This is a genomic window from Actinomadura harenae (assembly GCF_003696215.1).
Taxonomy (GTDB): Bacteria; Actinomycetota; Actinomycetes; order Streptosporangiales; family Streptosporangiaceae; genus Spirillospora; species Spirillospora harenae.
In genome coordinates, this window is record NZ_RFFG01000085.1 from 1 (window position 1) to 17,767 (window position 17,767).

The 17,767-nt window shown below is 72.3% G+C and carries 15 protein-coding genes and 1 pseudogene; 8 read left to right on the plus strand and 8 right to left on the minus strand.

The annotated features are described in order from the left end of the window. From EBO15_RS44585 to EBO15_RS32710, 4 genes are all read left to right on the plus strand, one after another. Positions 1 to 1,005 (plus strand): hypothetical protein (locus EBO15_RS44585; protein WP_199744945.1); only part of this gene is annotated, 1,005 nt, incomplete at its 5' end. A gap of 66 nt (positions 1,006 to 1,071) precedes the next feature. Continuing rightward, positions 1,072 to 1,986, plus strand: coding sequence for a deoxyribose-phosphate aldolase (gene deoC, locus EBO15_RS32700; protein WP_122198343.1), 915 nt, complete (start codon positions 1,072 to 1,074; stop codon positions 1,984 to 1,986). A gap of 4 nt (positions 1,987 to 1,990) precedes the next feature. Then, positions 1,991 to 3,421, plus strand: coding sequence for an aldehyde dehydrogenase family protein (locus EBO15_RS32705; RefSeq protein ID WP_122198344.1), 1,431 nt, complete (start codon positions 1,991 to 1,993; stop codon positions 3,419 to 3,421). Further along, positions 3,414 to 4,268 (plus strand): aldehyde dehydrogenase family protein, encoded by an 855-nt coding sequence (locus tag EBO15_RS32710; protein ID WP_122198345.1) that lies wholly within the window; start codon positions 3,414 to 3,416, stop codon positions 4,266 to 4,268. The genes EBO15_RS32705 and EBO15_RS32710 overlap by 8 nt, the downstream gene beginning before the upstream one ends. Before the next feature lie 84 nt (positions 4,269 to 4,352). On the opposite strand, the gene EBO15_RS47400 is transcribed toward EBO15_RS32710, so the two are convergent. Continuing rightward, positions 4,353 to 4,916 (minus strand): hypothetical protein, encoded by a 564-nt coding sequence (locus tag EBO15_RS47400; RefSeq protein WP_158628431.1) that lies wholly within the window; start codon positions 4,914 to 4,916, stop codon positions 4,353 to 4,355. A gap of 61 nt (positions 4,917 to 4,977) precedes the next feature. On the opposite strand from EBO15_RS47400, the gene EBO15_RS47405 reads away from it, so the two are divergent. The 3 genes from EBO15_RS47405 to EBO15_RS32725 all read left to right on the plus strand — a co-directional run bounded on the left by EBO15_RS47405 (position 4,978) and on the right by EBO15_RS32725 (position 7,074). Further along, on the plus strand, positions 4,978 to 5,610 hold the full coding sequence (locus EBO15_RS47405) for a histone H1-like repetitive region-containing protein (protein ID WP_378240370.1): 633 nt from the start codon (positions 4,978 to 4,980) through the stop codon (positions 5,608 to 5,610). A gap of 91 nt (positions 5,611 to 5,701) precedes the next feature. Then, the gene (locus tag EBO15_RS32720; protein WP_122198347.1) at positions 5,702 to 5,947 is read left to right on the plus strand and encodes a DUF2630 family protein; all 246 of its coding nucleotides are present in this window, start codon (positions 5,702 to 5,704) and stop codon (positions 5,945 to 5,947) included. 770 nt (positions 5,948 to 6,717) lie between these two features. Continuing rightward, positions 6,718 to 7,074: a hypothetical protein gene (locus EBO15_RS32725; RefSeq protein ID WP_122198348.1), complete on the plus strand. Its 357-nt coding sequence runs from the start codon at positions 6,718 to 6,720 to the stop codon at positions 7,072 to 7,074. Positions 7,075 to 7,196: 122 nt separating this feature from the next. On the opposite strand, the gene argS is transcribed toward EBO15_RS32725, so the two are convergent. From argS to EBO15_RS32760, 7 genes and pseudogenes are all read right to left on the minus strand, one after another. Then, positions 7,197 to 8,960 carry an arginine--tRNA ligase gene (argS, locus tag EBO15_RS32730; RefSeq protein ID WP_122198349.1) on the minus strand — a complete coding sequence of 588 codons (1,764 nt, stop codon included), beginning with the start codon at positions 8,958 to 8,960 and terminating at the stop codon, positions 7,197 to 7,199. A 9-nt stretch (positions 8,961 to 8,969) separates the two neighbouring features. Beyond that, entirely contained in the window at positions 8,970 to 11,558 is a 2,589-nt protein-coding gene (locus tag EBO15_RS32735) for a cation-translocating P-type ATPase (RefSeq protein ID WP_122198350.1), read from the minus strand. 338 nt (positions 11,559 to 11,896) lie between these two features. Next, positions 11,897 to 12,892: pseudogene (plsX, locus tag EBO15_RS32740) on the minus strand (phosphate acyltransferase PlsX); the annotation flags it as partial. Between the two features lie 288 nt (positions 12,893 to 13,180). Further along, positions 13,181 to 13,582, minus strand: coding sequence for a hypothetical protein (locus EBO15_RS32745; RefSeq protein ID WP_122198351.1), 402 nt, complete (start codon positions 13,580 to 13,582; stop codon positions 13,181 to 13,183). Positions 13,583 to 13,757: 175 nt separating this feature from the next. Further along, positions 13,758 to 14,156, minus strand: a complete 399-nt coding sequence (locus tag EBO15_RS32750; protein WP_122198352.1) for a hypothetical protein — start codon at positions 14,154 to 14,156, stop codon at positions 13,758 to 13,760. Continuing rightward, the gene (locus EBO15_RS32755) at positions 14,153 to 15,142 is read right to left on the minus strand and encodes an alpha/beta fold hydrolase (RefSeq protein WP_233616583.1); all 990 of its coding nucleotides are present in this window, start codon (positions 15,140 to 15,142) and stop codon (positions 14,153 to 14,155) included. The genes EBO15_RS32750 and EBO15_RS32755 overlap by 4 nt, the downstream gene beginning before the upstream one ends. Continuing rightward, the gene (locus tag EBO15_RS32760) at positions 15,139 to 16,020 is read right to left on the minus strand and encodes a DUF998 domain-containing protein (protein WP_233616584.1); all 882 of its coding nucleotides are present in this window, start codon (positions 16,018 to 16,020) and stop codon (positions 15,139 to 15,141) included. The genes EBO15_RS32755 and EBO15_RS32760 overlap by 4 nt, the downstream gene beginning before the upstream one ends. Positions 16,021 to 16,451: 431 nt before the next feature. Here EBO15_RS32760 and EBO15_RS32765 point away from each other — a divergent pair, with 431 nt between their 5' ends. After that, positions 16,452 to 17,762 carry a KamA family radical SAM protein gene (locus EBO15_RS32765; protein ID WP_122198375.1) on the plus strand — a complete coding sequence of 437 codons (1,311 nt, stop codon included), beginning with the start codon at positions 16,452 to 16,454 and terminating at the stop codon, positions 17,760 to 17,762. Positions 17,763 to 17,767: the final 5 nt, after the last annotated feature.

Consider the following 17,767-nt stretch of genomic DNA (forward strand, 5'->3'; position numbering starts at 1 on the left):
AGGCGGCGCGCCGCGGCCGCGGCGGGCGGGGCGGCGCTGGTGGTGGCGGTCGCGGGGGTCTCGGCCGTCCCGGGGCGGGACGGGCGGCAGGCCCAGGCGGTCCAGGCGGCGCCGCAGGTGTACGGGGCGGTGCTCGTGAAGGACGCGGTGTTCGGCTGGCTGCCGTCCGGCTACACGACCCTCCGGGTCGCCCAGGGCGACGACGGGTACACGCTCACGGCGGGGCGTCCGGGGCAGAAGGCCGGGGGGCTGACCTTGCAGCTGACGGAGGGCGCCGAGCCGCCGGTGCCGAACCTGCCGGGCAAGCGTCCCGGTCACACGACGCCGACGGCGCCCGTGAACGGACGCCCGGCGTCCTGGGTGATCAAGCCGGGCGCGGACGGATCCGAGCAGGTGCCCGCCGAGTTCCGCTGGCGGTACGCCGATCGGCGCTGGGCCGAGCTCATGATCGCCGAGAGGGGCGTCGCGACGGAGGCGACCGTCCGGCGGATCGCCGAGAACGTCCGGTTCGGGGCGGGGCGGGCGGCGGCGTTCCCCGTGCGGATCGGCGGGGCCCCGTCCGGGATGCGGATCGCCCGGGCCTGGGTCGGCTGGGACGGGCGGACCCCCGGGAAAGGGACGGACGTGGAGCTGTCCCTCGCCCCGCGGCACGGCACCTTCGACGGGGACGGCCTCTCGCTGTCCTTCTCCCCGGAGGCCCTGCCCGCGCCGAGCTGGGCCGGCCAGGGCGGCCAACCCGGTGAGGGCGGCCAGGCCGGCAAGGGCGCTCCTAACGCGAAGGTAGGCGGCCGCCTGGCCGACGAGCGTCCGCTGACGGATCCGGCCACGGGGAACCAGGGCGGCACGCTCACGGTCTTCGGCTGGCACGGGTTCGACGTGCGGATCGAGGCGCGCGGACAGGCGGCGCGGACGCTGGCGGCGAGCGGGGGAGCGCGCGGCCTGTTCGAGCGGATCACGTACCTGGGGGATGACCAGGCGAAGTGGACGACGGCGCCCCTGGGGTGATGATCAAGGGTCCGGTTTGTGCCAGTGGGCTCCGTGCGTGATCCTGGGGTGGTGTCAACGGAGACTATGCCCACCGGGGTCGAGCTGCGGGGCTTCCTGCACGGACTGCCCGGTGTCGACCAGGTCGGGGCGGACGAGCGGGCCGCGCGTCTCGGCGCGCGGTCGATCAAGACGACGGCCAAGGCGAGCGCGATCGACCTGGCGATCTCCATGGTGGACCTGACCACCCTGGAGGGCGCGGACACGGCCGGGAAGGTCCGGGCGCTGTGCGCCAAGGCCATCCGGCCGGATCCGGCGCAGCCGGACGCGCCCAAGGTCGGAGCCGTGTGCGTGTACCCGGACCTCGTCGAGGTCGCGGTGGACGCGCTCCGCGGCTCCGGCGTCGGGGTGGCCTCGGTCGCCACGGCGTTCCCGGCCGGGCGCTCGCCCCTCGCGGCCAAGCTCGCGGACACGCGGGCGGCGGTCGCGGCCGGGGCGTCCGAGATCGACATGGTGATCGACCGGGGCGCGTTCCTGGCCGGCGACTACCTCAAGGTCCACGAGGAGATCGTCGAGACCAAGCGGGCCTGCGGGGACGCGCACCTGAAGGTCATCCTCGAGACCGGCGAGCTGCGCACCTACGACAACGTGCGCCGCGCGTCCTGGCTGGCGATGCGGGCCGGGGCCGACTTCATCAAGACGTCCACGGGCAAGATCTCGCCGGCCGCGACGCCGCCGGTCACGATGATCATGCTGGAGGCCGTGCGGGACTTCCGGGACGCCACCGGGCGGACGGTCGGGGTGAAGCCCGCGGGCGGCATCCGCACCACCAAGGACGCGATCAGGTACCTGGTCATGGTCAACGAGGTCGCGGGCCCGGACTGGCTGACCCCGGACCTGTTCCGGCTCGGCGCGTCCAGCCTGCTCAACGACCTGCTGATGCAGCGCCGCAAGCTCGCCACCGGGGTCTACTCCGGTCCCGACCACTTCACCCTGGACTGACACGATGGACTTCGAGTACGCACCGGCTCCCGAGTCGCGGAGCGTGGTGGACATCCGGCCCTCCTACGGGCTGTTCGTTGACGGCGAGTTCACCGAGGGGCACGGCGAGCCGTTCAAGACGATCGACCCGTCCAACGAGGAGCCGCTGGCGGAGATCGCCTCGGCGGACGCGTCGGACGTCGACCGCGCCGTGGCCGCCGCGCGGCGGGCCCACGAGAAGGTGTGGGGCCCGATGCCGGGCCGCGAGCGCGCCAAGTACCTGTACCGGATCGCCCGGATCATCCAGGAGCGGTCGCGGGAGCTGGCCGTCCTGGAGTCGATCGACAACGGCAAGCCGATCCGCGAGTCGCGCGACGTGGACGTCCCGCTGGTCGCCGCGCACTTCTTCTACTACGCGGGCTGGGCCGACAAGCTCGGCCACGCGGGCTTCGGCGCGAACCCGCGGCCGCTGGGCGTCGCGGGCCAGGTCATCCCGTGGAACTTCCCGCTGATGATGCTGGCCTGGAAGATCGCCCCGGCGCTCGCGACGGGCAACACGGTCGTCCTGAAGCCGGCCGAGACGACGCCGCTGACCGCGCTGCTGTTCGCGGAGATCTGCCAGCAGGCCGAGCTGCCGAACGGCGTGGTCAACATCGTCACCGGCGCGGGCGGGACCGGGCGGCTGCTCGTCGGGCACGACGGGATCGACAAGGTCGCGTTCACCGGGTCCACCGAGGTGGGCAAGGAGATCGCGCGGGCCGTCGCGGGCACCCGCAAGCGGCTCACGCTGGAGCTCGGCGGCAAGGCCGCGAACATCGTGTTCGACGACGCGCCGCTCGACCAGGCCGTCGAGGGCATCGTCAACGCGATCTTCTTCAACCAGGGACACGTGTGCTGCGCCGGGTCGCGGCTGCTCGTCCAGGAGTCGGTCGCGGACGAGCTGCTCGACCGGCTGAAGCGGCGGATGGCCACCCTGCGCGTCGGCGACCCGCTGGACAAGAACACCGACATCGGCGCGATCAACAGCGCCGAGCAGCTCGCGAAGATCCGCGAGCTGGCCGACAGCGGCGAGAGCGAGGGCGCCGAGCGCTGGTCCCCGGCGTGCGAGCTGCCGCAGCGCGGGTTCTGGTTCGCGCCGACGGTGTTCACCGGCGTCGCGCAGTCGCACCGCATCGCGCGCGAGGAGATCTTCGGCCCGGTGCTGTCCACGCTGACCTTCCGCACGCCGGACGAGGCCATCGAGAAGGCCAACAACACCCCGTACGGCCTGTCCGCGGGCGTCTGGACGGAGAAGGGCTCGCGGATCCTGTGGGCGGCCGAGCGGCTGCGCGCGGGCGTCGTGTGGGCCAACACCTTCAACAAGTTCGACCCGGCGTCGCCGTTCGGCGGCTACAAGGAGTCCGGTTTCGGCCGCGAGGGCGGACGGCACGGCCTGGAGGCGTACCTCGATGTCTGAGCGGCTGAGTGTTCGCAAGACCTACAAGCTGTACATCGGGGGCGCGTTCCCCCGCTCGGAGTCCGGACGGTCGTACGTGGTGAACGACGCCAAGGGGCGGTTCCTCGCCAACGCGTCGCAGGCGTCCCGCAAGGACGTCCGGGACGCGGTCGTCGCCGCGCGCAAGGCGTTCGGCGGCTGGTCCTCCCGAACGCCCTACAACCGCGGCCAGATCCTCTACCGGATCGCGGAGATGCTGGAGGGCCGCCGGGCGCAGTTCGTGGACGAGCTGCGCGCCGCCGGGGCCGCCAAGACCACCGCGTCCGCCGAGGTCGACGCGGCGATCGACCGCTGGGTCTGGTACGCGGGCTGGGCCGACAAGATCGGCGCCGTCGTCGGGAACGCGAACCCGGTGGCCGGGCCGTTCTTCAACCTGTCCACGCCGGAGCCGTCCGGCGTCGTCGGGATCGTCGCGCCGGACGGCCCGCTGCTCGGCCTGGTGTCGGTCGTGGCGCCCGCGATCGTGACGGGCAACACCGTGGTCGCCGTCGCGTCCGAGCCCGAACCGCTGCCCGCGATCACGCTCGCCGAGGTGCTCGCCACGTCCGACCTGCCGGGCGGCGTGGTGAACCTGCTCACGGGGCGGCGCGCCGAACTCGCGCCGTGGCTGGCGTCCCACATGGACGTGAACGCGATCGACCTCGCGGGCGCGCCGGACGACGCCGTCACGGGCCTCGAGAAGGCCGCCGCGGACAACCTGAAGCGCGTGCTCCGTCCGGGCTCCGGCGACTGGTCGGCGGACCCCGGCACCGACCGCATGAAGGGGTTCCTGGAGACCAAGACGGTGTGGCATCCGGTGGGTGTGTAACGTCCGTTTCGCGCGCCCGGTGTGTAGATCGTCGCGAAGTGTGGAATAGAACTCTCCGTAGCTGATCATGCACGGGGGGGTAGATCAGGTGCCTACCACAACCACATCGCGTAGGCCATCGAGCCGAACCACGGCCGGGCGCGCGAGTACGACACGGAAGGCCACGACGACCGCCGGCAGGGCGGCGTCCAAGCGGACCAGTGCCGCCGCGAAATCGACGGCGGGACGGTCCACGGTCTCGGCACGTGCCGGGACGGCCAGGAAATCGACGGCGAAGCGGGCGACCGCGACGCGGGGCACGGCCGCCAAGAAGGCGACCGGCACGCGGCGCGCGTCGACGGCGAAGCGGGCCACGGCGAAGCGGGCGACCACCGCCCGTAAGACGACGGCACGCAAGACGACCGCACGCACGACGACCGCACGGAAGACAACGGCACGCAAGACGACGGCGCGGAAGACGACGGCGAGACGCGTGTCGTCGACCGCGGCGAAGCGGACGACCGCGGCGCGCCGCACCGTGGCCGCCGCGTCGTCCCGCGGGTCGGCGGCCGCCGCCAAGAAGGCGACGTCCGCCGCGACGCAGGCCAAGACCGCCGCCACCAAGATGAAGTCGGTGGCGACCAAGGCGAACGCGTCGGTGCGGGCCATGACGGCGATGACCAAGGCGATGACCACGGCGACCAAGGCGATGGCGGACGCCGCCAAGGCGATGAACGCCGCCGCCAAGGCCGTCGGCAGCGCCCGCGCCACCGCCGGGACCACCGCTCGCAAGGCGGCGTCCACCAGGAAGGCGGCCACCGCCCGCAAGTCGACGGCGAAGAAGGCCACCGCGCGCAAGACCGCGGCACGGAAGACGACCGCGAAGAAGGCGTCCGCCGCCCGCAAGTCGACCGCGAAGAAGGCCACCACGCGCAAGGCCACCGCCAAGAAGACCACCGCCAGGAAGACGGCGGCCAGGAAGACGACGGCGAAGCGGGCGACCGCGGCCGGAAGGGCGAAGACGGCGGTCACGGCCAAGCGGACCACGGCCAGGAAGACGACCGCGAAGCGGGCACCCGCCAAGCGGACGGCGGCCAAGCGCACCACGGCGAAGAAGACCGCCACACGCAAGACGGCGGCCAGGAAGACGACCGCGTCGACCCGTCCGCGCACCGCGCGGACGGCGACCCGGCGGACGGCGACGCGCCGCACGGCCACACCGGCCACGGCAGCGTCGAACGGCGCGGTGTCCGCCGCCTCGTCCTCCACGCTGGTCGACCCGAAGACCTCGATGGCCTCGGGTTCCTCGTCGCCGAACGGCGGCGTCCTGTCCGGGATGACCCGGGCGTCCCACGGCGGTTGACGGAGGTGGGATCCTCGACGGTGCAGAGCCCTGTCCCGCGTCCACGCGGGTCGGGGCTCGGCCGGTGAGTGGACGAGCCTACGGAGGACGCATGAACGACAAGCAGATCCTGTCGCGCATCGACGAGTTCGTCGCCGAGGAGGCCGAGCTCCGCGACAAGCTCCAGAAGGGCGAGCTCTCGCAGGGCGAGGAGCAGCAGCGGCTGCGCGCCCTGGAGGTCGAGCTCGACCAGTGCTGGGACCTTCTGCGCCAGCGCCGCGCCCGCCGCGACGCCGGCGAGAACCCGGACGAGGCCGCCGCCCGTCCCGCCGGTGAAGTCGAGGGCTACCTGCAGTAGTCCCACCCCACGAGGCGTCCCCCCCGGGCCCGAAAGCCCCGTGGGCACGCCCTTCCACGGGCCCCGCCACGGCAGGGGGCGAGCCCTTCCCCAAGGCCCCACCCCCGCCGGCGGCGTCCCACCCGCCCGCGAACACGCGAGCCCCACGCGATCCCACCGCAGCTCACACGGGCTCACACGGGCTCATATGACCCCACGTGCAGCCTCACTCGTGGTCGACGTCGACCCCGGCTCACGCGACGCCATAGGCGGGATCACGCGGGTTCGTGCGGCTCCCATGGTCGCTGGGGTGTCTCCGCGAGCTGGGTGAAATTCGAGCCTTTCGGGCATTTCGTGCGCCGTCTTGAGACTTGCGTGCCCGCGTTGGGGTGTGTTGTCCGTCCATGAGCGTCTGAGAGCCCCGTGGGCGGGCTGGTTCGTTCTCGGGGCAGCGCTCGACCTCTGGCGGTGTCGCCGGGCTCTGTGGGGAATCTGGCGGCGTGGTGGACGGGTGTGGCGGCCGCTGGCCGGAACGGTGTGGTCCCGCGGCCTTGTCCAGCGTTATGGCCACGCACTTTCGCGGACTGCGGGCCCCTGGCGGACGGCTCGATGTGTGCCGCGGTGCTGGTGGGACGGGGCGGACGCGTTTCGGCACGGACGGCAGGCCCCTGGCCGGATCCGGCCGGGGGAAAGGCGCCGGGCGCCGACCCGGACTCGACGTGGTGTCATCTCATGAGTCAAGAGGACGGCGCCGGACGGGGACGCCGCCGCCAGGGGAAGAGGGCTTCGCCGTGAAGGGCCTCCTGCAAGCCGCGACCGCCGGGGCCGCGCTGGCCGCGGCCGTTCCGTTCGTGGCGGTGACCGAGTCTTCGGCGTCCGCGCAGGCCGATCTGGTGTCCGCGCCGGTCCAGGCCGCCGCGCAGGGACGCGTCCACGCGCCGGTCCCGCTGCGCGTGCGCGGCAAGGCGAACCGCTTCGGGCAGACCCATCGGCGCCTGCCGAACGGGTCGTCCGTGCCGCTCCGGTGCTCCGTCACAGGCCAGCGCATCTACGGCGACCGCACCTGGTACCGGCTGGCGACGTCGCAGCGCGAGTACGTCGCCGCCCACTACGTCACCATCACGTCCGGCAGCGTCCCTCACTGCTGATCCGCGACGACGGCTTCGGCGGCCGGAGGCAGCGGCTTCGGCGGTCGGAGACGGCGGCCTCGGCGGTCGGAAACGCGAAGAGCCGTCCACCTGGGAGGCGGACGGCTCTTCTCATGGGCTCGTCACATGCGCTCAGGCGTCGGGACGCCGAGCAGGTCGAGGCCGGTGACCAGGGTGCGCAGGGTGAGCGCGCACAGGGCGAGCCGGGACTGCTTGGTCGGCTCGTCCTCGGCCTTGAGAACGGGGCAGTTCTCGTAGAAGGCCGTGTAGGACGACGCGAGCTCGAACAGGTAGGTCGCCAGGCGGTGCGGCTCCGCGGCCTCGTAGGCGGAGGTCACGGCGGCGCCGAAGCCGAGCAGGTGCAGCGCCAGGTCGCGCTCGGCGGGCTCCTTGATCACGATGGGGCCGTGGGCGTCGTCCGGGTCCGTTCCGGCCTTGCGGAAGATCGACCTGATCCGGGTGGCGGCGTACTGGAGGTACGGGCCCGTGTTGCCCTTGAACGAGATCATCCGGTCGAAGTCGAAGATGTACTCGCTGTCGCGGGCGACGGACAGGTCGGCGTACTTGACCGCGCCGATGCCGACGGCCTCGACGATGGCGTCGCGGGTGGCGGCGTCGAAGGAGTCGTCGTGGTTGAGCTTGTCGAACTCGGCCCCGGCCCGCTCGACGGCCTCGTCGAGGAGTTCGGCGAGCTTGACGGTGCCGCCGGCCCGGGTCCGCAGGATCTTGCCGTCGGTGCCGAGGACGTTGCCGATCTCGGCGTGCTCCAGCCGCATGCCGCTCTTGACCCAGCCCGCCATCCGCGCGACGTCGAAGGCCATCTGGAAGTGCAGGGACTGCGGCGCGCCGACGACGTAGATCACGCGGTCGGCGTGCTCGGTGTCGGACCGGTACCGGATGGTCGCCAGGTCGGTGGTGGAGTAGTTGTAGCCGCCGTCGCTCTTGCGGACGATCACCGGCAGCGGGTCGCCCTCCCGGCCCTTGTAGCCGGGTGGGAACACCACGAGCGCGCCGTCGCTGATCTCGGCGATGCCCTTGTCGGTGAGCTCCTGCGCGGTCGGGGCGAGCAGGTCGTTGTAGAACGACTCGCCCTTGATGTCGTCGTCGGTGAGCGTGACGCCGAGCCGCGTGTAGACGTGGTTGAAGTACCGCTTGGACACGTCCACCAGGACCTGCCACAGCCGCATGGTGTCGGCGTCGCCCGCCTGGAGCCGGACGACCCGGTCACGCGACCGCTTGGCGAAGTCGGGGTCGGAGTCGAACTTCTGCCGGGCCGCCTGGTAGAAGGCGGTGAGGTCGCTGACGGACGAGTCGTCGCGCTCGGCCGCGGCCACGCCGATGTCGAGCAGGTGCTCGATCAGCATGCCGAAGGGCGTGCCCCAGTCGCCGACGTGGTTGTCCCGGACGACGTTCTCGCCGAGGAACTCGCCGATCCGGGCGATGGCGTCGCCGACGATCGTGGTCCGCAGGTGGCCGACGTGCATCTCCTTCGCCACGTTGGGCGAGGAGTACTCGACGATCACCTTCTCCGGGTGCTCGTCCTCCGGGACGCCGAGCCGGTCGTCGTCCAGGGCCGCCTGGGCCTGGCTGGCGATCCAGCCGTCGGCGAGGGTGAGGTTGATGAAGCCCGGCCCGCTGATCTCGACCTTGGAGACCAGGCCCTCCACGTCGAGCCTCGCCACGATCTCCTCGGCGATGCCGCGCGGGTTCTGCTTCTCGCCTCGCTCCTGGGTGAGCGGCTTGACCAGCGACATGGCGACGTTGGCCTGCAGGTCGGCGAACTGCGACGGTCGGATGACCGGGTCGGTGTCCGCGAACGACGGTCCGAAGGCGGCGGCGAGCGCGGCCCGGACCCTGTCAGCGAGTACGAGTTGCGGGTCGGACATGCCTCAAGGTTATCGGCGCGTGGGTGTGGATCCGGTAATGGTTTGCTGTTTGAGGACCTTCAGCACGAGCGTCAGCAGGACGCCCGCGATCGCGGCGATCCCCAGCCCGTAGACGTCGTTGACGAGATTGTCCGGCCGCAGCGCGAAGAAATGCCGCAGCCAGGGGACGGCGAGGACGATCAGGAAGGCCGCCGCCATGGCCGCCACGAGCCCGAGCCGCCACCAGTTCCACGGCCGGGCGATCAGCACCAGGACCCACAGGGCCAGCAGGAACAGGGAGATCGTGGCGGAGGACGAATCCTCCTCGAAGGAGCTGTCGAGGTTGCGGGTGGCGATCCAGTAGCCCGCGAACGTGGCGACGCCGCAGGCGATGCCGGCCGGGATCGCGAACCGCAGGACGCGCGGCACGAAACCGGGCCTCGCGCGCTCGTCGTTGGGCGCGAGGGCGAGGAAGAACGCCGGGACGCCGATGGTCAGCGTGCTGATCAGCGTGAGGTGCCGGGGCAGGAACGGGAACCGCACGTGCATCAGCCCGACCAGCACCGACAGGATGATCGAGTAGACCGTCTTGGTCAGGAACAGGTTGGCGACGCGCTCGATGTTGCCGAGCACCCGCCGCCCCTCGCCGACCACGTACGGCAGGGTCGAGAACCGGTTGTCGAGCAGGACGATCTGCGCGACCGAGCGGGTGGCGTCGCTGCCGGAGCCCATGGCGATGCCGAGGTCGGCGTCCTTCAGGGCGAGGACGTCGTTCACGCCGTCGCCGGTCATCGCGACCGTGCGGCCCTTGGCCTGGAGGGCGGCGACCATGTCGCGCTTCTGCTGCGGGGTGACGCGGCCGAACACCGAGTTCTTCTCCAGCACGTCGCCCAGCTCGTCGACGCCGGACGGCAGGGACCGGGCGTCCACGGGGTGCTCGGCGGACGCGAGGCCCAGCGAGGACGCGATCGCGCCGACGGACGCGGGGTTGTCGCCGGAGATGACCTTGACCTCGACGCCCTGCCGGTCGAAGTAGGCGAGGGTCTCCTTGGCGTCGGGGCGGACGCGCTGCCGCAGCACGACCAGCAGCGCGGGCCGGGCGGTCGCGGCGACGTCGAGCCGGTCGGGTTCGGCGAACGCGCCGTCCGGGACCTTGGCCAGGGCGAGGACGCGCAGGCCGGTGGAACCGAGGTCCTCGGCCTTGGTGCGCGCCGGGTCGTCGGGGGAGAGCAGCACGTCGGCCGCGCCGAACACCCACGAGCCCTGGCCCGCGAAGGACGCCCCGCTCCACTTGCGCGCGGACGAGAACGGCACGGCGTCCTCCCGCGTCCAGCCGGGATTGCGGGTGTCGAGGTCGTCCCGGACGGCCTGCATGGTCGCGTTCGGATCGGGATCGGTGTGCGCGATCGCGGCGAGCGCCCGGTCTCCCGGGAGCGCGTCGTCGAGCGGGACGATCTGGTCGAGATCCATGCCCGGCTCGGTGAGCGTGCCGGTCTTGTCGACGCACAGCACGTCCACCCGGGCGAGGCCCTCGATCGCGGGCAGCTCCTGCACCAGCGTCTGCCGCCGCCCCAGCCGGACGACCCCGACGGCGAACGCGATGCTGGTCATCAGCACCAGGCCCTCGGGGATCATCGTCACCACGCCCGCGACGGCCCCGGTCACGGCGTTCGACACCCCGCCCGCCGACCGGAACTGGCTGACGAACAGCAGGATCGCGGTGGGGATGATCAGCCAGGTGACGTACTTGAGGAACCGGTTGATGCCGTCCATCAACTCCGAGCGGGTGAGGGTGAAGCGGCTGGCCTCCTCGGTGAGCCGGGCGGCGTAGGCGTCCCCGCCGACCTTCGCGGCGGTGAACGCGCCGCTGCCCGCGACCACGAAGCTCCCCGACTGGAGCTCGTCGCCGGGACGTTTGTGGACGGGGTCGGCCTCGCCGGTGAGCAGCGACTCGTCCACCTCCAGGCCGCTGGAGGACACCACCGGGCCGTCCACGACGATCTTGTCGCCGGTGCCGAGGGTGATCAGGTCGTCCTGCACGACCTCCTGCTGGTGCAGCTCCCGGGGCTCGCCGTCGCGGACGACCCGCACGGGCGCCTCGCCGACCACGGCGAGCCGGTCGAGGGTGCGCTTGGCGCGCAGCTCCTGGATCACGCCGATCGCGGAGTTGGCGATGATGATCCCGCCGAACAGGCCGTCCTGCCACTGCCCGAAGATCATCACCAGGGCGAACAGGGAGCCGATCAGGGCGTTGAAGCGGGTGAACACGTTGGCCCGGACGATCTCGCCGACCGACCGGCTGGTGTGCCGCGGCACGTCGTTGACCCGCCCGTCCGCGACCCGCTCGCGCACCTGCCCCGCGCTCAGCCCCCGCAACCCCACCCCGCCACGGTCCACCCCGTCACGGTCCGCACTGTCACGGTCCGCCTCGTCACGGTCCGCCTCGTCACGGTCCGCCTCGTCACGGTCCGCCTGGTCACGGGCCGACTCGCTTTGGGCGGTCTCGTTCCGGGGCGCCTCGCCTTGGCCCGCGCCTTCTCGCGGGGGGTCGGCCGGGGTGGGGGCATGGGGGGACGGCGCGCTCGGCTCGCCCGGCCCGGACTGCTGCGGTTCCGTCATCTTCCCCCCGTTGGAAGCCCATTCCCCAAGATCGTCTGGGACAACCCCGGGAGGACTCAGCGGCCTCCGGCGCCGCGCTCCGGCCGGTCGGCCGGGCGCCCCGGCGTCGGTCGCGCCGCCGTGTCGGCGTCCGCGTCCGGCTTCCGTTCGTCCTCACCCTTCTCAACGGGTGACGTCACCGAAACGTTGGGGTCGTTCGTGTCAGGAATCTCACGCGATCCGGGCTCGTCCTCGGCCGCGTCGGGCCTCCCGCCGTCCCTGACCGGGTCCCTGCCGTCCCTGACCGGGTCCTTGCCGTCCTTGCCGTCCTTGCCGTCTCTGGCGGCGTCGTGGTTGCCGTGCGGCCAGCGCGGGAACCGGGACGTCTTCGTCGCCGCGACCTGGTCGCGGATCCGCTCCACGATGCGTCCCGCCGCCAGCTCGTGCGCGAGGAGGCAGGCCGAGGTGATCGCGCGGGCCTGGGACGCGCCGTGCGCGATGATCACCGTCCCGTTGAGGCCGAGCAGGACGCCGCCGCCGTAGGTGTCGGAGTCGAACCGGTCCCTCAGCTCGGTGAGCTTGCGGCGCTGGAGCAGGGCGCCCATCCGGGCCGTCCGGGACGAGGTGACCGCCTCCCGGAGCTCGCTGAACGCCGTCCGGACCGTGCCCTCGAGGGTCTTGAGCGCGACGTTCCCGGTGAACCCGTCGGTGACGATCACGTCGACCTCGCCGCCGAGCAGGTCGTGGCCTTCGACGTTCCCGGCGAACTCGACGCCGTTGTGCCCGGACGCCAGCAGCTCGTGCGCGCGCTTGGCGAGCTTGTTGCCCTTGCCCGCCTCGGACCCGATGTTGAGCAGCCCCACGCGCGGGCGCGCGAGCCCGAGCCGGATCTGCGCGTAGGCGGTGCCGAGCGCGGCGAACTGCACCAGCGTCTCGGGTTTCACGTCGGCGGTCGCACCCGCGTCCAGCAGGACGGTCGGACGCGGCCGGGTCGGCAGCGTCACCGCGATCGCGGGCTTCATCACCCCCTGCTGGGCCTTCAGCCGCAGCCGGGACGTCGCGACCACACCGGCCGTCGACCCCGCCGAGACCAGCGCGGACGCCCGGCCCTGCTTCACCAGGTGGCAGGCGATCGCGACGGACGACCGGGGCTTGCGCCAGCTCGCGAGCGCGCCCTCGCCCATGTCGAGCGCCTCGTCGGCGTGCACGATCGGGATCTCCCCGGCGATGCCGAGCCGGTCGAGCCTGGCCCGGATCCGCGGGGCCTGCCCCACCAGGACGACCCGGACGCCGTGCTCGCGGAACGCCTCCACCGCGCCGTCGATGATCTCGTCGGGGGCGTGGTCGCCGCCCATGGTGTCGACGGCGATCGGCGCGGGCCGGGCGCGGGGTTCGGACGCCGCCGTACGCGCGCGCGTCTCGTCCGCGCCTCGTGCGCGCGGGTCCGCCTCAGGGCGGGTACCACCGGCCGGCGAGGGTCGTGCCTGCTCGCCTTTGCCGGTCATCAGCACTCCAGAAGGGACGGGGAGGGAGGCGCCGCGCCGCGACGGGGCAGCTCATCGCATGGTATCCAGCGATCGCCGGGCCCCCGCCGCCCCCTGCCCGGGCCGGGACCGGGACCCGCGCCTCCCGGTCCCGGGGCGTCAGCTCTTCTTGCGGCAGTCGGCCCCGAGGCAGGTGGCGTTCTGCACGAGTGGACGGCCGTCGACCAAGATCGTGTAGTACTGGTCCTGGGTGGCGTCCTCGCCGGCCCCGATGATCTGCACCTGCCGGTGGTCGGACGTGCTGGACGTGCAGGTGACGCGCATCTTCCGCTTCGTCCACCCGGGACTGTCCGCGCAGTTCAGGGTCGAGTCCAGGGAGACCCCGCGGTGCGCGAGCTCCTCCCCGCCGACCCGCGCGATCCCGTTGCGCAGTGCGTTCTGGGACCTGTAGCGCAGCTCTTTGGTGTCCCAGAACGCCAGATAGGCGATGCCGACGGCGACCCCGGCGACAACGACGGCGACCGAGCCCAGTACCAGGGCCTTCATCCGCGAGATCTTCACGGCTGTAGCGTCACCACTCGGACGGTGGGCCACGCCCGTGCCGCCCCGGATTTTTGTCGATCATGCGATCTCGTTGCGAACCCTTCACACCCGCCCCCACCCCCACAATTCCGAAACCGTCCCCCGGAACCAGGAACCCGGAACCCCGGATCCGGCGGCGAGTCGGCGTGGAGGGTCAGGTGGGGCGGCGGCAGCCGGTGCCGAGGCAGTCGCGGTCGATCAGCAGCCGCCCTCCGACGGTCACCTGGTAGCGCTCGTGCGGCGCGGACGTGTCGGCGGAGCTGACCGTCCCGTTGATCTCGACGGGGTCGCCGGTGGTGGTGCGCGCCGTGCAGGTGATCCACAGCTCGTTGAACGTTCCGCTCGGCGGTGTGGTGCACACGGGCCGTTTCTGCAGGCGGACGCCCTTGCCGTGCAGATCGGCGGTCGCGCCGTCCGCCACCGCGTTGCGGTAGGCGCCCTCGGAGATCCGCTGCATCGCGCCGCACCCGCTCAGCCCCGCCACCGCGAGCGCCGCGACGGCCATCACGCCCACCCGCCGCAGCCGGGCGCCTCCGGAACCGAGGACCCTCATGGGGCGATCCCGTGGGCGCGGTCGACGGCGTCCGCGACGGCGTCCGGACGATCGAACTGGACCATGTGCGGACAATCCGGGAGATCGACCTGGTTGCCGAGCGGGGACATCCCGGCCAGCCGACGGTGGCAACTCGACCATTCGAGGGCGTCTCCGGCGTCGGCGAGCGCGGTGAGGACCTCCAGCGGGACGTCCGGGAGGGGGCGCCGCTCGCGCAGGGCGAGCAGGTCGGCGGCGGCCTCACGGTAGGCGACGTCCTCCGCGAGCACCGTGCCGAGCACCGCGCCCCGCCCGTACACCGACCGGACGACCTCGGGCGGCACCGGCTCGCCCCGCTCGGTCACCTGTTTCAGGGTCATCCGGCGCCCGAACGGGCCGATCACGCGGGAGAGCCGGGTCGCCTCCAGGCCCGCGCCCGTCGCGCGCAGCACGGGATGGACGGCCGCGCTGATCCGCAGCCCGGCGCAGTTGACGCGCTCCTCGCAACTCGGGTCGACCAGCACCAGCGCGCGCACGAGGTCCGGATAGAGCCGGGCCAGGCCCTCGGCGTGGAATCCGGCCATCGAGTGCGCGACGACCGTGACCGGCGCGCCGCTCGTGCGCGCGAGGTCGGCGAGGACGGCCACGTCCCGGCGCAGGCTCGCCGGACGGCGCGCGGCGGGGCTCAGCCCGAGCCCCGGACGGTCGAACGCGAGGACCCGGTACCGGTCACCGAGCAGGGCGATCACCGGCTCCCAGTCGAACCAGGCCCCGCCGAGGCCCGTGCTGAGCAGCAGCGTCGGCGCGTCCGGCGGGCCGGACTCGACGACGTGCACCTGCTCGCCCCCGGCCACGGCGATCCGCCCGCCCTCCGCCAGGGCCGTCCCGCCCGCGTCCGCCGCCGAAGTCGGCCCAGCCGCGTCCGCCGCGACCTCTGCGATCGCCGGGTTCGCCGGTCTGGGCCACGTCGCCGGTGGCCGCTCGCCCGCCAGTTCGCCGTCGGTCACCGGGACGTCGTCTCCCTCGCCTGGACGGGGCGGCCGTGCGGCGCCCGCCGCGCGGCCCGCCAGTCGGCCCAGAGCGCCCACGCGATGGTGAGCAGGCCGAGGCACAGGATGATGATCTGGATCCGCTGCAGGATGCCCAGCCACTCGCCGGCCAGCATCGCCACCACCGTGCCCAGCGCGAACACCGTCTCGACGACCGCGAGGAGCCAGCCGAACCGGGCCAGCGCGGGCCACCAGCCGTACCGGCGGGCCGCGATGGACAGCGTGAGCAGGGCCACGACCCCGCAGGTGATCACCGCGCTGCTGGTCACCGAGTGGAACGAGTGCGAGAACGACACCTGGTCGGCGCGTTCGCGCAGCGCGCACCAGGTCTCGAGGCTGGGCGCGCAGTCGAGCGGGAACAGGGCGTCCCCGATGGCGCAGAGCCCGAACAGGCCCAGGAAGGTCCAGCCGACGGTGCTCCAGAACCGGCGGCGCAGGGTGGTCAGCGCGGTGCCCGCGACGATGATCGACAGCACCCCGGTGACCAGGTCGCCGCCGCTGTAGATCATGTGGAACGGCTGGTCCCGCGCGGAGAGCTCGCTCACGTAGCCGTTCACGACGTCCAGGGAGGGGCTCAGCAGGTGCTCGAGCATGAACGTGGCGTAGCTCACGCCGGCCACCGCCGCGAGCACCGCCGCGAACAGCGGCGCCACCCCCGGACGCACCGCCGCCGTCCCCGCGTGCGGCGCCCCCGCCCGGGCCCCCCGCTCCGTGGGCGGGGTCTCGGGGCGTGTCGTGTCGGCGGCGGGGCGTGCGGCGGCGGGGCGTGCGGGGGTGGGGCCGGAGCGGCCCGCGGACGCGGGCTCCGGCCGCGCGTCGTGCCCGGTCGCCTTCACGGGCCCCCCTCAGCGTCGGTCGCGGCCATCAGCACCGGGGCGCCCGCACGGTTCCCTCGCGGAATCGCCCGCACTGCGTCGAACGCCTCGCGCGCATCGAGCGTTCCCTTCGCAAGTATCTCCCCACCAGCATAGGCAGTCGGCCCGACTCGCCACTTTTACGCGCCGTAGTCGTTGTACCTGGTGCGAACGGAGGCGCCGGTTTCGGGGCGTCCTCGGGGATCTCGCGCTGACCTGCATCTTTGTACCGATTAGGGGGTATCTAGTCGGCATGTACATATTTTCACCGCTTCAATGGAGGTGCCCCGAGCCCGATCGATGACTGTGCGTGATGAAGCGAACCCTCCCCTGCGGGTGAAGCTTCCCGGACGGTCCCGTTCGGGCGCGGCGCTCGCATCCCCGCTGATTTCAAGGAGTATCTACACGTGACGATGGTGAACGACGCGGCTCCCGACACGCGATCGTCCGGTCGCAAGTTCCGCGCCTTCACGGCGAAGCACCTGGACGAGCTGACCGCCCGTGCCGGACTCTCGCCGGACCAGCAGCTCGCGGTACGGGCGGTGGCGACCGTCCTGCCGTTCCGTACGAACGCCTACGTCATCGAGGAGCTCATCGACTGGTCCGCCGCGCCGGACGATCCGATCTACCGGCTGGTCTTCCCGCAGGAGGACATGCTGCCGGCGGAGGACGTCGCGCGCCTGGCGGACCTGCTGCGCCGCGAGGCGCCCAAGGCCGAGGTCGAGGCCGCCGCCCACGCCGTCCGGATGAAGCTCAACCCGCACCCCGCGGGGCAGATGGAGCTGAACATCCCGACGTTCGGCGACGGCAAGATCCCCGGTCTCCAGCACAAGTACGACGAGACCGTGCTCTATTTCCCCAAGCAGGGGCAGACGTGCCACGCGTACTGCACGTACTGCTTCCGCTGGGCGCAGTTCGTCGGCGAGCCCGACCTCAAGATGGCCGGGGACGAGCCGACCCAGCTGCGCGAGTACCTCCTCGCGCATCCCGAGGTGACCAGCGTCCTGTTCACCGGCGGCGACGCCATGATCATGGGCGAGCCGGTGCTGCGCCGGTACGTCGAGCCGCTGCTCGACCTGGAGCAGCTGGAGTCGATCCGGATCGGCACCAAGTCGCTGGCGTACTGGCCGCAGAAGTTCGTCACCGACCCGGACGCCGACGAGATGCTCCGGCTGTTCGAGCAGGTCGTCCAGTCCGGGAAGAACCTGGCGTTCATGGCCCACTTCACGCACCCGCGTGAGCTGGAGCCGCTGATGGTCGCCGAGGCGTGCCGCCGGATCCGCGACACCGGAGCGGTCATCCGGACGCAGGCGCCGCTGATCCGCACGATCAACGACGACCCGAAGGTCTGGGAGAGCATGTGGCGCACCCAGACCCGCATGGGTCTCGTGCCCTACTACATGTTCGTGGAGCGTGACACCGGCCCGCAGGACTACTTCGCCGTGCCGCTGGCCGACGCCTACGACATCTTCCGGGACGCCTACGCGAACGTCTCCGGTCTGGCCCGGACGGTGCGCGGCCCGTCCATGTCCGCGACGCCCGGCAAGGTCTGCGTGGACGGCGTCCTGGACCTGTTCGGCGAGAAGGTGTTCGCGCTGCACTTCATCCAGGCGCGCGACGCGTCCCTGGTGAACCGGCCCTTCTACGCCAAGTACGACCCGAACGCGGTGTGGCTGGACGAGCTCAAGCCCGCCTTCGCCGACAAGTTCCCCTTCCAGGCGTAACTTCG

Bases quoted from the DNA above. Each gene is read 5' to 3' on its own strand.
- deoC (WP_122198343.1), top strand. From the start codon at position 1,072: ATGCCCACCGGGGTCGAGCTGCGGGGCTTCCTGCACGGACTGCCCGGT.
- EBO15_RS32705 (WP_122198344.1), top strand. From the start codon at position 1,991: ATGGACTTCGAGTACGCACCGGCTCCCGAGTCGCGGAGCGTGGTGGAC.
- EBO15_RS32710 (WP_122198345.1), top strand. From the start codon at position 3,414: ATGTCTGAGCGGCTGAGTGTTCGCAAGACCTACAAGCTGTACATCGGG.
- EBO15_RS47400 (WP_158628431.1), bottom strand. From the start codon at position 4,916: ATGGCCCGCACCGACGCGTTCGCCTTGGTCGCCACCGACTTCATCTTG.
- EBO15_RS47405 (WP_378240370.1), top strand. From the start codon at position 4,978: ATGAACGCCGCCGCCAAGGCCGTCGGCAGCGCCCGCGCCACCGCCGGG.
- EBO15_RS32720 (WP_122198347.1), top strand. From the start codon at position 5,702: ATGAACGACAAGCAGATCCTGTCGCGCATCGACGAGTTCGTCGCCGAG.
- argS (WP_122198349.1), bottom strand. From the start codon at position 8,960: ATGTCCGACCCGCAACTCGTACTCGCTGACAGGGTCCGGGCCGCGCTC.
- EBO15_RS32735 (WP_122198350.1), bottom strand. From the start codon at position 11,558: ATGACGGAACCGCAGCAGTCCGGGCCGGGCGAGCCGAGCGCGCCGTCC.
- EBO15_RS32750 (WP_122198352.1), bottom strand. From the start codon at position 14,156: ATGAGGGTCCTCGGTTCCGGAGGCGCCCGGCTGCGGCGGGTGGGCGTG.
- EBO15_RS32765 (WP_122198375.1), top strand. From the start codon at position 16,452: ATGGTGAACGACGCGGCTCCCGACACGCGATCGTCCGGTCGCAAGTTC.